Origin of the sequence: Collinsella sp. AM44-11 (assembly GCF_003467145.1) — a bacterium.
Lineage (GTDB): Bacteria > Actinomycetota > Coriobacteriia > Coriobacteriales > Coriobacteriaceae > Collinsella.
Genome location: NZ_QSFE01000024.1, coordinates 1 through 14,612, shown reverse-complemented (window position 1 = coordinate 14,612; position 14,612 = coordinate 1). Strand labels below are relative to the sequence as shown.

Genomic DNA, 14,612 nt, shown 5'->3' with positions numbered 1-14,612 from the left:
GTGCGCAGCGAGGGCTTCTTGCATGTCCGAGGACGCGCCGGAAAGCAAACATACGGCGGCCCCGGACAGCGACTACAGGGCTATCGATTACCCCGTGTTTTGCAATCCTGCCGAGACGCCGGTCACAGTCGAAAGAATCAGGCTCATGTACTCGGCCTTCTTCTCCTCTGCCATCTCGTCCTGGTTCATACGCACCTCGCGAAGGGCGCGGACCTGAGCGATGGACAGGGCGTCGACGTAGGGATTACGCACACGGACGGCGCAGCCGAGCACACGGCGGCGCTGCAGCGGCCATTCGTCACCGACGATGGCAAGAACCCACTTACGCGTGAGCTGCATCTCGGTGAAGACCTTCTCGGACAAATCCTGGCGATCGCCCAGGTGCAGGTACATCTTGGCGATGCGCTGGTCGGTCTTGGCGATCGACATCTCGATGTTGTCGATAAAGGTGCGGAAGAACGGCCACTCCTGGTAGGCAGCCTTGAGCTGGTCAAGGTCGCCAAACTGCTCGCAGGCGGTGCCCAGGCCGTACCAAGCGGCCAGGTTAATGCGCGCCTGGCTCCAGCTGAAGATCCACGGAATGGTACGCAGGTCGTCGAGCGACTTGGCACCCAGACCGCGCTTGGCCGGGCGCGAGCCAATCGGCAGCAGACCGACCTCGGTCAGCGGCGTCACGGTCGAGAACCACGGTGTAAAGTCCTCAGTGTTCAGCAGGTCCAGATAGCGCTCATGGCTTACTGCGTTGAGCTTCTCGGCCATATCCCAGAACTTCTGCGTGGTCTCGGTGTTGGTCTTCTCGACGCTCGGAGCCGACTGCAAAAGCGTTGCGGCGGCAACGGACTCAACATGGCGCTGAGCCAGCGTGCGGTTGCCGTAACGGGCAAAGATGACCTCGCCCTGCTCGGTGAGCTTAAAGAAGCAGTTGACCGAACCCTTGGGCTGCGCCAGCACGGCCTTGTTGGCCGGGCCGCCGCCACGGCCCACGGCACCGCCGCGACCGTGCATGAGCACCAGGTCGATATCGTTCTTCTCGGCCCACTTGGCAATGCGCTCCTGCGCGGAGTGCAGCGCGAGCATGGCCGTGGTAGGACCGGCATCCTTGGAGGAGTCGGAGTAGCCCAGCATGACCTCCATGCGGCGGTTGGTCTGGGCAAGGCGCTTTTGCACCACAGGCAGCGTGAGCATCTGGTCGAGCACGTCGACGCAGCCCTCGAGGTCCTCGAGCTGCTCGAACAGCGGGATCACATCGAGCTCGGGGACATCCTCCTCGTGTGCAAAGGACAGGTGGGCCAGCTCAAAGACGTCGGCCACATGCTGGGCACTCTTGGTGAACGAGATGATGTAGCGATGCGCCATCTTCTTGCCGTAGCGCTTCTGGATGGAGCCGATAGCGCGGAAGGTATCGATGACCTCGCGCGTCATGGGCTGCAGGTCGCCATGGATACCGTTCTCGTGGATATCCTTGAGGGCGCGGGCGTGCACCACGGAGTGCTGACGGAACTCCATCTCGACCATATGGAAGCCGAAGGACTCGACCTGCCAGATGATGGTCTGGACCGGGCCGTAGGCAGCACGGACGGCACCGCAGGCGGCCAGGGAGCGCTGAACGACACGCAGGTCATCCAAGAACTCGTCTGCGCTGTGGTACATGGTGTCGGTGATGCGACGCACGGTGGCGTTCAGACGGTCGGCCATGACGAGCATGACGGCGCGATGCGGCTCGTGCTCGGAGATCAGCTCAGCGCGTGCGGTGTACTGGGTGCTCATCTCGACCTGATGGTTCCACAGGTTGATGAGCTCGGCAGACGGCTTGCTGTAGGTAGCCTCGAGCGTGAGGTTGCGACCGATGCGGCGGCACTTGTCCTCGAGCTTGAGCACCATGTGAGTGAAGTACTTGGCGGCGACCTCACGGCTCACCTTGGCGGTGACGTTGGGGTTACCGTCGCGGTCGGAACCGATCCAGCTGCCGGGATGGAAGAACGCCGGGCACAGCGGCGGCACGGTACCGGCCTTGTCGCCCAGCACCCAGTCGTCAAAGCGACGATAGATGACGGGGATGACGTCGAACAGCGTGTTATCGAAGATGTCGATGATGGTATCGGCTTCCTCGACCGGCGTGGGCTTCTTGAGCGCGATGGGGCTCGTACGCACCAGGGCGTCGATCTCCTGCAGCATATGGCGCTCGTTCTCCACCAGGTCGGAGCCGCCCAGACGCGGACGCTCCTCCAGCAGATTGGAGATACGGCGAATCTTGCCCTCGACGGCCTTGCGACGGGCCTCGGTGGGATGTGCGGTAAAGACAGGGTGGAACTCGAGCTTGCCGAGCAGCTCGTTGGCGCCCTCGACACCCATCTCGTTTACCAACTGGTGATAGGCGACGGTGAGCTCGTTGGCGGGATCGACCTCGGTATCGGTCGATGCGCCGGCCTCGCGCTCGCGCAGCTGCGCCACACGGTAGTTCTCCTCCGACAGGTTTGCCAGGTGGAAGAAGCTCGTAAAGGCGCGAACGATGACCTGCTGCTTATCGAGCGGCAGGCTGTCGATCAAATCGACGACCTCACGGAATGCCACGGCGGTGGGCTCGTCGGCGGTGGGCACGCCCTGCTCGTCGACGGCCTCGTCGGCAGCGCGGGTACCGGGGTTGCCGGCATTGGCCACAATCTCGGCCGACAGGATCTTGTCGAACAGGTCCGCGATCTCAGGATCATACTCGCTAAGCACACGACGCTCCAGGCGCAGGAACAGCGCCAGATTGTCGCGCAGCTCCTCGGGGATCTCGATCTCGGCGAGACGCTCCCTGGACTCGGCATTCGAGCCGATTCGGTTAACGAGGCGGTTGACCACGGCAGCGACGCGCGCCGCGGCTTCGGGTACAGACTGGTTGCTTAGGTTCTCAGCCACGTTTCCTCCCATTCCTCCTTCTATGCACGTAACATGCGGTATTCATTATAGGCGCTTGCGAAATACTTTCGACACTGATTGCGCTTTACCACACAAAAGTATTTTCTGCATTGCAAGGGTTTTTGCTCTAAATGGTCGTATTTCTCGGTGGACGGCATACACAAACGGGGGCATTCCGCATAAATGCGAAACACCCCCGTAACAATCGCTCGCAATGGACGGGACACTCAAGCGGGTCCGCAGCTCAAAAAGATGCGCTACAAGCGCTCGCGAACCGCCTCGACCACGTTGGCCAGATCGACGAGAACCTCGTCATGGCTCTGCATGTCGCGTACCTTGACCTTGCCGGCGGCAAGCTCGTCGCCACCCAGGACCAGGATGAGCTTAGCGCCCACCTTGTCGGCCTGCTTAAACTGGGCCTTGAGCGAACGGCCCTGATAGTCGGCCTCGGTCACGATGCCTGCGGCGCGAAGCTCCTGCGTAATGGCAAAGACGTTCTGGCGCAGCTCCTTGCCGGCGTTGGCGACATAGACGCACGGGACCTCATCGGCACCCAAATCGCTGCCAAAGGCCTGCAGGGCCAGCAGGGCGCGCTCAAAACCGACGGCAAAGCCGACGCCCGCCGTGGGCTTGCCGCCCTCGAGCTCGACCAGGCCGTCGTAGCGGCCGCCGCCACCGATGGAGCCGACGCCAGCACCGGGAGCCTCGACCTCAAAGACGGTACGGGTGTAGTAGTCAAGGCCGCGCACCAGTGTGGGATCCTCGACATACTCGATACCGGCGGCATCCAGATAGCGCTTGACCTGCTCGTAGTGCTCGCGGCACTCGTCGCACAGGTTGTCGCCCATCAGCGGCGCGTCGGCCATGATCTCGCGGCAGTGGTCGTTCTTGCAGTCGAAGGCGCGCAACGGGTTAAGCTCGGCGCGCTCGCGGCACTCATCGCACATCTCGTCGGCGTGATCGAGAATGAACTGCTTGACCTGCTCGCGATAGGCCGGACGGCACTGGGCATCGCCCATCGAGTTAATGAGCAGACGGAGCTTGGAAAGATCGAAGCCCAGGCGCTTGTAGAACTCCATGAGCATAATGATGCACTCGGCGTCTGCCGCCGGATCGGGAGCGCCGAGCCACTCGATGCCTACCTGGTGGAACTGGCGCAGGCGACCCTTCTGGGGACGCTCGCCGCGGAACATGGCCTCGGCGTAGTACGCCTTAAACGGCGTGGAGCCCTGGGGCACCAGATTGTTCTCCACGACGGCGCGCACCACACCAGCCGTGCCCTCGGGGCGAAGCGCCAGGCGCTGCTTGGGCTTGAGCTTGGTGTCGGTACCCTCGGTAAAGACGCGCTCCAGGTTGGCGCCGCTAAAGACGCGGAACATCTCCTTGCGAACGACGTCGGTCGACTGGCCGATGCCGTGGACAAAGACGTCCACCTGCTCGATCGCGGGCGTCTCGATGGGCTTAAAGCCAAACGGCTCGAACACGCCGGCCGCAATCTGCTGCATCTTTTGCCAGGCGCGCATCTCGGCGCCGATAAGGTCGCGGGTTCCCTCCGCCTTCTGTGCCTGCATGGGCAAACACCTTTCTTTTGTATCGCGTCATAGGTAGTGGACATTATACGGCACAAAGCAGCAACGCGGCGGCGCGTCTGACCGAACGAGGGTATGGGAACTCGTTCGGCCAGACGCACCGCCGCGGCAGCCGATTCGTTTTCCTCCGTCCCCAGGGGATCATCACGTGATCCGTAGGGGACGGAGGAAAGCAGACCATTTTTGTGCGCCCGTGGCCGCCGTGGAAACCGAACGATGGTACGAGCAGCCATTCGGCTCCCAGGGCGGCCGCGGACAAACGGACAAGCGGCGATGCGCTTTGGCCTACCTACTCCCCCGCCACGCTTGCGCGCAGCTTGGCGGCGATGGGCTCGGATGCCAACAGGAACACGAGCATGACCACGGAGCACGCCAGGCACACAATCCAGGTGCTCGCAAAGGAGCCCGTGGCATCGAACAGCACGCCCGAGACAATGGCGCCCACGGTGCCGCCGACCATCTCGAGCGAGGTAATGGTGCCCGTGACCTTACCCAGGTCGGCCATGCCAAACTGCTTGGACGCGGCGATGGTAGGCGTGATGGTGCCCATGCACGTTCCAACACCAAAGCTCACAGCGGCGACAATAGGACCGAGGTCCGTCGTCGGGAAACACAGCGCCACGCAGGCGATAATGCACGCAACGGAGCCAAGGATATTGCCAAAGCGCAGGCCAAAGCGGTCATAGATCGCACCGAGCGAAATCTTGGCAATAACGACGGTGACCATGTAGGCCGAAAGCACGGTGCCTGCCCACATGGGGTCGTGGCCGCCCGTGACAATCTTGGCACCGTTGACGGTAACACTCGTCATGTTGGTAACCTGGTTGGGCAGGATGGCGCCATTGACCAAGCCCATAAAGAGGAAGGCGACGACAAGCAGCCAAAATGCCGGGCTCTTCTTGATACGAGACCAGCCGACGCTAACCTCGGGGGCCGTATGCTCGTCCTTATCGCCCGCGGTGGAAACAGACGGATCGCCCGGGTTCTCGCCGAGCGGCTTCAGGCCAATATCGGAAGGTTTGGTGCGGAAGGAGTAGGCCGTGATGGGCAGTGCCGCCACCATGCAGATAGCCGCGAGCACCAGGAAGGCGAAACGCCAGCCAACGCTCACGATGAGCGAGCTCACGATGGGAGACAGAATAGCGCCGCCAAAGCCCGAGCCCGAAAGTGCGATGGAGATGGCAAGGCCTCGCTTGGCCGTAAACCAGTTGGCGGTCACCAGGCTGATGAGCAGGCGGGTCGAGGCGACGGCAAAGCAGCCCGAGACGGCAAAGAGCACGTAGACCTGCCACAGCTCACCGACAAAGCTCATACCGGCAAGAACGGCAGAGGTGGCGATTACAGTGAGGGAGCCCAAAACGCGGCCGCTTACTTTATCGGCGACATGGCCAATGACAAGCGAGCCGATAACGCTCACCACGGTGGAGATGGCGTTGGAGATGTTGTACTGCGCAAGCGTGATGCCCAGGTCGCTTACGATGAGCGGCTGAAACAGGCTCATGCAGTTAACGAAAATCGTGTAGCACGTGGCCATGATCACAAAGCCGGAGGCCACCACGAGCCAGCCGGGGAAATATTTACGTTGCTGGGACATGGATTACTCCTTGTGGTCCGCAATGTATCCGAGAGCGACGGCGGCATAAGCCGCGGCACCGAGGGGAAGCTCGGCATCGTTAAAGCGCGCCTTGGGATGATGCTGGGCAAAATGCTCGTCCGTATCGGTCACGGCCGCGCCCACCGTAAAGTACGCACTTGGGATCTCGCTCGAGATAAGTGCGAAATCCTCGCTCGCCATGGCGTGGAATAGCGGCAGGAAGGCAGCCTTGGGCAGCACCGCGCCCACGTAGCCAAGCGAGGCCTGGGTCATATCGCTGTCGAGCACGAGCGGCGGAACGTCCGAAAGCGTCTCGATGGTTGCCGGCGTACGATATGTTGCGGCAACGCCGTTGACGACCTCCGCGATGCGGGTCTTAAGGTGAGCCATGAGCTCGACATCGAAGCCGCGCAACGTTCCCTCGAGCACGCAGGTGTCGGGGATGACGTTGGCCGCCAAACCGCCAGCGAACTTACCCACGGTAAGCGCGACCTCCTTGGCCGCCGGCACCTCGCGAGAGATGAGCTCCTGAAGTGCCAGATGCACATGCACGCCCGCCGTGATGGGGTCGATGCAAATCTCGGGGCTGGAACCGTGGCCACCCTTGCCCTGCAGCGTGATGCGGAAACCGCACACGCCCGAGAGCGCCGGACTCCCATAGAGCACCAGGCCAAGCGGCGACTGGCTATTGACATGCATGGCAAAGGCGGCCTGGGGACGCGGGTTCTGCAGCAGACCGTCGGCGATGGCGGCGCGGGCACCCTCAAAGGTTTCCTCGCCCGGCTGGAACAGCAGTTTGACGGTGGCATTGGCGTCGACAAGCTCGGCCTCGCGGGCCTTGAGCAAACGGGCCGCGCCGAGCAGCGCCGTCGCATGCATATCGTGGCCACAAGCGTGCATGCAGCCGTTGGTGGAAGCGAAAGGCTCGCCCGATTCCTCGACAACGGGCAGGGCATCCATGTCGCCGCGAAGCATGATAACCGTACCGGCTTGCTCGTCCGCGCACGTACCATTGCCCTGAGCAGCCGCGGCCGCACCGGCACCAATCAGGCCAACAACACAGGAGCCGTCGACAAGCGTGGTATGGGGGATGTCCATCTCGTCCAGACGTACCTGGATATAGGCAGACGTCTGCGGAAGATTGTTACCGAGCTCGGGCGTCTGATGGAGATCGTGGCGCCATGCGGCAAGCTCACCGGCAAATGCCTGGGCTTCTTTGACCAGACCATCGCCGATAGCGGCCTGCGCCGCTGCGGTGGCCTTGGGCGCTGATTGCGGTTGAAGATCGGACAGAGCTGGTGCCATAAATGCCCTCCAGTAACGTTTTTGCAGCAAGCACTTTGATAGCGTAAAGTGCAAGGTAAAACTTTAAGGGCGACGCATAAAAAATGCCGCCCCGAGAGGGCGGCGCAACAAGTTGTTTACAATTGCGGGCGCGGCTTTTTGCGCAAAAAATCGAAGTGAGTCTCGCTCAAGATAATCGACAGGAAGATAAGCACGAAGCCGGCGAGCAGGCGCGAGGTGAGCGCCTCCCCCATCAGCAGCACCGAAAACAACACGCCCGAAGGCGACTCCATCGAAAGGAGCAGCGAGCCCGTCGAGGCCGGGACGTGCGCCAAGCCGACGTTTTGGATGAGCAGCGCCACGCACGTGCAGCCCACCGAGAGAAAGGCCATCACGCCGATAAAGCTCGGCGTCCACACGGACAGAGGCGCTTGGGTCTCGAATAGCAGGGACGAAACCAGGCTCAGCACGCCGTTGCCCACAAACATCCAAAACGTGATGACGTTGATGTCCATTTTGCGACCGTACTTGGCCGTCACCGACATCTGAATGGCAAAGAAAACCGCACCGCCCAGCGTGATGGCATCACCGATGTTGAACTCGACGCTATCGAGCGCCACCAGGCCAATGCCCGCCAGACAGAGCAATGCGGCGCCCAAGTTGTAACGAGTGAGCTTTTCGCCGCTTAGGAAATAGCTCGCGAACGGGACCAGGATGCAATAGGTGCCCGTCAAAAAAGCGTTCTTACCCGCCGTGGTCTGAGCCAGACCGACCGTCTGCAAGGCATAGGCTGCCCACATGAGCGCGCCCATGCCCAGTCCAACAATCAGGTTGCGGGCGTTAAGGTGGGCGGCGATGCGCTTGCGAAAGATAACAAGCATGACCAGCGCTGCGGGAAGAAAACGAATATAGAGCAGTTCGAACACCGGGATGGTGTCGAGCGCGTCCTTCATAGTGGTAAAGGAGTAGCCCCAGATAATCGCCACCGAAAGCAGTAGAACTTTCCAGAACAGCGGCGAACGAGCACCGGCACCACGGGAGGTGCCGCCCGCACCCAGGTCCTCGCGAGCAACAGGGCTATCGGGCATGTTTTCAATTTCGTTGGCAGCGTATTGGGCCATGGAACATCCTCGCACTCAATCTGGGCGTGGTGTCCGCACGCGTATGGCTGCGTGCCGCCTCATGGTCAAATAAAAACGGGACGCGCCGGACCCCCGGCACGCCCCGCTACTGTAGCAACAACCAAGCAACCCACGCAATTCACTACGCTAAAGCGTCGGTACAGAAAACCTCGATGTTCCGGCAACGTCAGCGAAAACGCCCCTAAGCGAGCAAGGTGACGTGAAATGAAAGGGCGCTGACCTTCTGGTCGCGCCCTTGAAATTGAACGTCAGATTGCCGCTTAGGGACGTTTGCAGCGTCGAGCCGTTACGCGGTTTGGTAAAACCGCGTAACTAAATAAGCTTTGTTGATTCCAGCTTTTCGATGATCCAGTCGTTGGCTTTGATGACCGGACGGCGGAAGACGACGCCCAGGGCCAGCGACGGAATCAGATAGCTCGCCAAGATACCCAGCTCGACCCAGTACTCCATATGATACGCACCGGCCATGGCGGCATGCATGGCGTTGATGCCGTGGGTGAACGGCAGGAACGGATAGATCGCCTGGAACACGGGGCCGGTCATCTCGATGGGGAACGTGCCGCCCGAACCGCCGACCTGCATGACCAGCAGCACGACGGCGAGCGCCTTGCCGATATCGCCAAACGACACGGTGAGCGTGTAGACGATATTGGAGAACACGAGACTCGCGACCCAGCCCGCCAGCACAAACTGCAGCGGGTTGTCGCACTGAATGCCAAAGAACAGAATGTCGCCCGCGCACACGAGCGTTGCCTGCAGCAGGGCCAAACCGCCAAAGAACAGGTAACGGCCCAGATAGATCTCGTGCAGGCGTACGGGGATGAGCTCGTTGATAAGTTCATCGTCAACCGAAACCTTCATCATGGCTGCCAGCACGATCGAGCCGACCCAAAGCGACAGAATCGTGTAGAACGGCGCCATGGCCGAACCGTAGTTGCGGATCGGATAGACCGGCTTGCGATCGAGCGCGACGGGACCGGAAAGCGACACGGCCAAACCCTCGGGGTCGTTGCCAATCATCGTCTTGATCGTGGCAAGGTCGTCCGACATCAGGGCGCCATCGAGCTCGTCCTTAAAGGCGCTGATCTTATCGGACGCTTCACCTAGCTGATCGGAAGCCTTATTGACCAGCGTGGCAGCCTTGGAGAGGCCCTTAGCCAACGAGCCGGATGCATCGGTGAGGCCGCTCACGGCACTATCCAGATTGCTCGAAATACCGTTCAGCGAATCCAAAACACCCGAGATGGTCTTCTTGAGCTCCTTTGCCTTGACCGAGAACGTGGAGTCGTAATCGATCTTGGCACCCGAGACACCTGCCTTGGCATCGGCGATTGCCTGGTCGGTTTCGGCGCGGACATCGTTAACCTTTGCCATGCTGTCCGAGAGCGACGTTGCGATGCTCGTCAGCTCCTTGGCATTGTTACGGTACTCCGTCGCGGTTTTGTCAAGCTCAGCAGCCGCGCCCTCAAGCCCTGCCTTGAGCTTATCGTTACTCACCTGGCCAGCAAGACTACGGAGCTTATCCGCCGTGGCATCAATCTCGTCAGCACGTGTATTGAGTGACGCTGCGCCGTCGTTGAGCTGAGACACCGTAAGATCGACATGCTGGTTCGCGGCGTCAAAGGCCTTTGCGAGCTCGGTGGACACGTTATCGAACGAACCCGCACTTCCATCAATCGCGGCATCGATGGCATCGCTGGCAGCCTTGAGCGCTTGTTCCGAATCACCGATACCGCTCTCGGCATGCTCCATCAGCTGTTTCACCGACTGCTCGGTAGTTCCGGTCTGCTTGAGCAGGCCGCCCGCCGACGTCAGCGAATCGGATGTCGAGCTCAAAATGCCCGCAAGCGAAGTAGCGCTGGCCTTGATGTCCTGCAGGTCCTGAACCGAGTCGCCAAGCGTCGAGGACAGGTTGGCGATGAAGTTGCTGACCTGTTCGGTACTCATGTAATCGAGCAGGCTGGACACCGTCTTAAGACCGATCGTCGTGATGGTCTCGGTAAAGGTCTCGTTGACCTGGTTCTGAACAGCACTCGAGCCCTTTTCGGTCACGATCTGGGCGATGGCGTTGGCCTTCTGGTTCTCGTAGAACTCGATATCGGCATGCTTCACGTCGGTCGAAAAGAGCGTCATCATGTCGGAGCTAAAGCTCTTGGGGATTACGACGGCCGCATAGTAAGCGCCCGACTTAACACCGTCGATAGCCTTATCGCGATCGTTGAGCACAACCCAGTCAAAGTTCTCGTTACCGCGCAACGCGGACGTCACGTTTTCGCCCACGTTGACCTCGACGGGAATCAGATCGCTCTCGTAACCCTCATCGGTGTTGACCACGGCGATCTTAAGATTGCCGGTGTTGCCGTACGGGTCCCAGCTGCCGGCGATGTTAAACCATGCGTAAAGGCACGGCACGATGATCAGACCCATCACGACAATCAAGCCGATCACGGAGTGAGACACGTTTTGGACGTCGCGCTTAAACAGATGCAGGATGTTCTTCATTTATGCCTCACCTCCTTTTGAGTGCTTGCCAAGCGGGGCGTCATCCTCATTCATCACAAACGTGTCGTCCCCGTTTGCGGGCACATGGTGCAGATCGTGGTGAATGGACTGGTCGGCAGCCTGATCCTTGGATTTAGAGCCTCGCTCGCTGGCATTCAGGCCAAACATGCGACGGGCGGCAGGGATCGCCGCTGTGTGCTCGCGCATCTCGCGGCGCAGGTCCTCGTCCGAAAGCGCCGAGATGCGCATCTGGGTGTTGAGGCTTGCGCGGATGTACTCGATATTGATCAGCCAGCCGCAAATGACAATGACGGAGATAATCCAAATGACCAGCAGGATAATCTTGCCGTTATTGTCGATATCGAGAACCGTCGACAGCACAAAGAGCAGGACCTGGACGCCTACCACGGCGGCAAAACCGCCCTTGATGTAGTAGGGGTAACGGTGCTCAAAAGTCACCGCATGGTCGAGCACCTCGCGACGGTACGAATCCGAATCGAGCACGACGCGCATGGCTGTGCGCAGCGAATAGCGCTGACGCGGCAGGTCATTGGACTCGCAGATCATAAGGCCCGTCGTGGAAAGCTGCTTGTCAAAGAGCAGGTTGAGGTTGAGCAGCAGCGGACGCAGCTGCAGACCGATAAAGAGCGCCACGATCAAGAACACGCCCAGAATGCACAGGTTAAACAGGTAGTTGAACGAGTACATGCCGCCGACCGTCTCGCGCAGCAGATTGATGCCGTAGGTAAAGGGCAGCAGCGGGTGCAGCCACTGGAAGAAACCGGGCATCATCTCGATGGGATACATGCCCGACGAGCCGGGGATCTGCACGATGACGAGGATGACACCAATGGCTTTACCGATATGCTTAAAGGTGGTGGACAGCGCATAGATGATGTTGACGTAGGTGAACGAGATAGCGATGCCGCCCAGCACGAACAGCAGCGGGTTAACGCACTGTACGCCAATGACCAGATCTCCCACCGTAACGATGATGGCCTGCAACGCACCCAGGATCACCAGGAGCAACCAGCGGCCAAAGTAGCCTTGGCGCGCCGTAAAGCTGCCAACGCCCTCACGGTCGACCTCGAGCTTGTAGATGGCGATGAGCACATAGCCGCCCACCCACAGCGCCAGGTTGGTGTAGAAGGGCGCGATGCCCGAGCCAAAGCTCTTGACCGGATAAATCGACTTGGACGTCAGCTCAACGGGGGACGCCATAAAGTCCGCCACGTCGTCCACGTCGATGCCCATCAGGTCAGCCAGCTCGCCCATAGACTCAGAGGTCTGCAACGCTGCGATGTCGTTAGCGGCGGTTGCAAGCCTGTCCTGGACCTTGACAAGCGAGGCATCGGTCTGGGACAGCGTGGTCTTGGCCTGCTTGAGCGTGGCATCGAGTTGGGCCAGCGTGCCACGCGCATTCGCAATCGTGGGCGTAAGACCCGATACGATGCCGGTCAGGTCGCCCGAAACGGTGGCGAAGGAGTCCAGCGCGCTCGAAGCCTTCGGCAGCGCGTTCTGCCCCAGGTCCATCTGAGCCTGATTCATGTTGGTCGTACCGGTTTGGATCGCATTGTTGATAGCATCGCTGGCGCCCGAAACAGCCGAAGCGTCATTCGCAATAGCGCTTGACTGAGCGGAGAGATTATCCTTGACGGCCTGAAGGCTCTCATTTTGCCCTCGAAGCGTATCAATCGCAGACGCGATCAGCTTATTAACTTCTTCCGAGCCCGTCGGCGCGCTGTCGGCCAGGTTCTGCAGACGATCGATAAGAGTCTTGTTATGGTCAATCGTCGTCTGAAGCGATTCGAGCGAGTTGTCGATGCGAGTGGTCGTAGACGTCAAGGCGCCCGTCATCTTTCCGACCGCAGCGTTCGCCGAAGCCGACGTCTTGGACAGTGCAACACTTCCCTCCGAAAGCGCCTTAGAGAGCGAGGTAATCGATTTGCCCGCGGTGGTGCGCGCTTCGCCCAACAGGTCGTTACCTTGGGAGATCGCTTGAGTCAGCGAAGGCGTCTGACCCTGCAAACCGGCCAGCGCCCCATCCGCCGAGGCGATAGCACCGCTCGTTTTGTCGATAGCGGTGTTCATGTCGTTGATCGAATCGCGGACCTCGCTCAAGGTACTGGATGCCTCGGACACCGAACTCGTCAGCGAATCCTGAACCTGGGCGGTCTTATCCTTAAAATCGATGCCGGCATCCTTGGCGATGCCCGCTACGGTCTCGCCCACCGTGGAGACAAACTCCGAGTTGATCTGCTCCTCGATGGTGTTGGCACCGGTATCGGTGACCTTGGGCGCAATGGCGCTCTTCTTCTCATTGACGTAATAGGTGAGCTTCGGCTGATGGTAATTGCCATCGAGCATCGAGACAAGATTGTCGGAGAAGTTCTTGGGGATTACGATCGCAGCGTAGTATTCCCCGCTCTCGACACCCTCTTTGGCATCGGCAGCCGAGTCGACGAAGGTCCAGCCCAGCTGATCGTTCTCCTTGAGCTGATCGACGACCTGGTCGCCCGCGTTGAGCTCGCCCACTAGGTCGTTCTGAGTGCCCTGATCGTTGTTGGCGATGGCAATCTTGATACCTTGGGTGTTTCCGTACGGATCCCAGTTTGCCACGATGTTGTACCAGGCATACAGCGAGGGGATAACGCACACGCCAAGGGTAACCACCAAGGCGACGGGGTTCACAAGCAGTCGCTTAATGTCGCGCTTAAATATCGCAAAGGAGACCTTTGCATCGGATAGTTTGCTGCCGAGACTCACGCTTGGACCATCCATCCTGTCGTTGAATCAAATCGTACTATCAACAACCATTGTACGTAGGCGCTTTAGCGTCTCGAAGCACAATGGTATTGAGTTTTGCGGGTAGCAATATACTACGAAGATTAGTTAACGTACAGTTGTACAGTATCTCAAATTTCAGCAGGTCACAAAACCACAACCCGCACAAATTAGCAATCCGAATAAATAGTCATTGGGTGTTCCTATAGTTTTGTCAACCTTCGACGCTACTCCCGGTAGGGCACCCGGTCGCGCATCACGGCGTATATCGCCCTGAGCCGCTTCCTCGCGACGGCCTTGAGCGCCCGCCCGTGCCCCATGCCCCGCGCCCTGCAGGCCCGGTAGTACTCGCCGTAGCGCCCCGAGGACCTCACCAGGCTGTTGCACGAGAAGATCAGCAGGGACTTGAGCCTCGCGTCGCCGCGCCTGGACGCCCTGACCGACCTCACCGACGTTCCGGAGCTCCTCACCCTCGGGGCTATGCCGCAGTACGAGGCCAGGTGGTCGTGGTCCGGGAACCTCCCGATGTCGACCGACACCGCGAGCTGCGCCGCGGTCCTCGGGCCGATGCCGGGCACGGTGAGCAGGCACGCGTAGGTCTCGTCGCCCTCGAGCAGCGCCGCCGTCTCGGCCTCGAGGGCCCCGGCCTCGTCGAGGGCCTCCGATATCCGGGCGGCCAGGAACCTGACCTGCCTGTTCTCGGCCTCGACGAGCGCCGGCGGGGGCGCGGTGGAGGCGGCCGCGGCCTCCCCGGCGGCCTCGGCCCGCGGGCCCCCGGCCCCGGAGCGGGCGATCCCCCACGCCCCGCCGAACCCG

The 14,612-nt window shown here is 60.5% G+C and carries 8 protein-coding genes; all 8 read right to left on the bottom strand.

Translation table 11 applies throughout. The annotated features are described in order from the left end of the window. Positions 1–87 precede the first annotated feature (87 nt). Positions 88–2,901, bottom strand: coding sequence for a phosphoenolpyruvate carboxylase (locus DW943_RS10130; RefSeq protein WP_370448079.1), 2,814 nt, complete (start codon positions 2,899–2,901; stop codon positions 88–90). A 257-nt stretch (positions 2,902–3,158) separates the two neighbouring features. Further along, a complete protein-coding gene (gene hisS, locus DW943_RS10125) occupies positions 3,159–4,472 on the bottom strand; it encodes a histidine--tRNA ligase (RefSeq protein WP_117862960.1) in 1,314 nt (437 codons plus the stop codon). 307 nt (positions 4,473–4,779) lie between these two features. Further along, positions 4,780–6,084 (bottom strand): MFS transporter, encoded by a 1,305-nt coding sequence (locus DW943_RS10120; RefSeq protein ID WP_117862959.1) that lies wholly within the window; start codon positions 6,082–6,084, stop codon positions 4,780–4,782. 3 nt (positions 6,085–6,087) lie between these two features. Then, positions 6,088–7,389 carry a M20 family metallopeptidase gene (locus tag DW943_RS10115; protein ID WP_199572894.1) on the bottom strand — a complete coding sequence of 434 codons (1,302 nt, stop codon included), beginning with the start codon at positions 7,387–7,389 and terminating at the stop codon, positions 6,088–6,090. A gap of 116 nt (positions 7,390–7,505) precedes the next feature. After that, entirely contained in the window at positions 7,506–8,489 is a 984-nt protein-coding gene (locus DW943_RS10110) for a DMT family transporter (protein ID WP_117862958.1), read from the bottom strand. A gap of 333 nt (positions 8,490–8,822) precedes the next feature. Continuing rightward, on the bottom strand, positions 8,823–11,012 hold the full coding sequence (locus DW943_RS10105; protein ID WP_117862957.1) for a YhgE/Pip domain-containing protein: 2,190 nt from the start codon (positions 11,010–11,012) through the stop codon (positions 8,823–8,825). Continuing rightward, positions 11,013–13,778: a YhgE/Pip domain-containing protein gene (locus tag DW943_RS10100; protein WP_233543660.1), complete on the bottom strand. Its 2,766-nt coding sequence runs from the start codon at positions 13,776–13,778 to the stop codon at positions 11,013–11,015. It lies immediately after the preceding gene. 245 nt (positions 13,779–14,023) lie between these two features. Next, positions 14,024–14,612 (bottom strand): transposase (locus tag DW943_RS10095; protein WP_147348661.1); only part of this gene is annotated, 589 nt, incomplete at its 5' end.

Bases quoted from the DNA above. Each gene is read 5' to 3' on its own strand.
- DW943_RS10110 (WP_117862958.1), bottom strand. From the start codon at position 8,489: ATGGCCCAATACGCTGCCAACGAAATTGAAAACATGCCCGATAGCCCT.
- DW943_RS10120 (WP_117862959.1), bottom strand. From the start codon at position 6,084: ATGTCCCAGCAACGTAAATATTTCCCCGGCTGGCTCGTGGTGGCCTCC.
- DW943_RS10115 (WP_199572894.1), bottom strand. From the start codon at position 7,389: ATGGCACCAGCTCTGTCCGATCTTCAACCGCAATCAGCGCCCAAGGCC.
- hisS (WP_117862960.1), bottom strand. From the start codon at position 4,472: ATGCAGGCACAGAAGGCGGAGGGAACCCGCGACCTTATCGGCGCCGAG.
- DW943_RS10105 (WP_117862957.1), bottom strand. From the start codon at position 11,012: ATGAAGAACATCCTGCATCTGTTTAAGCGCGACGTCCAAAACGTGTCT.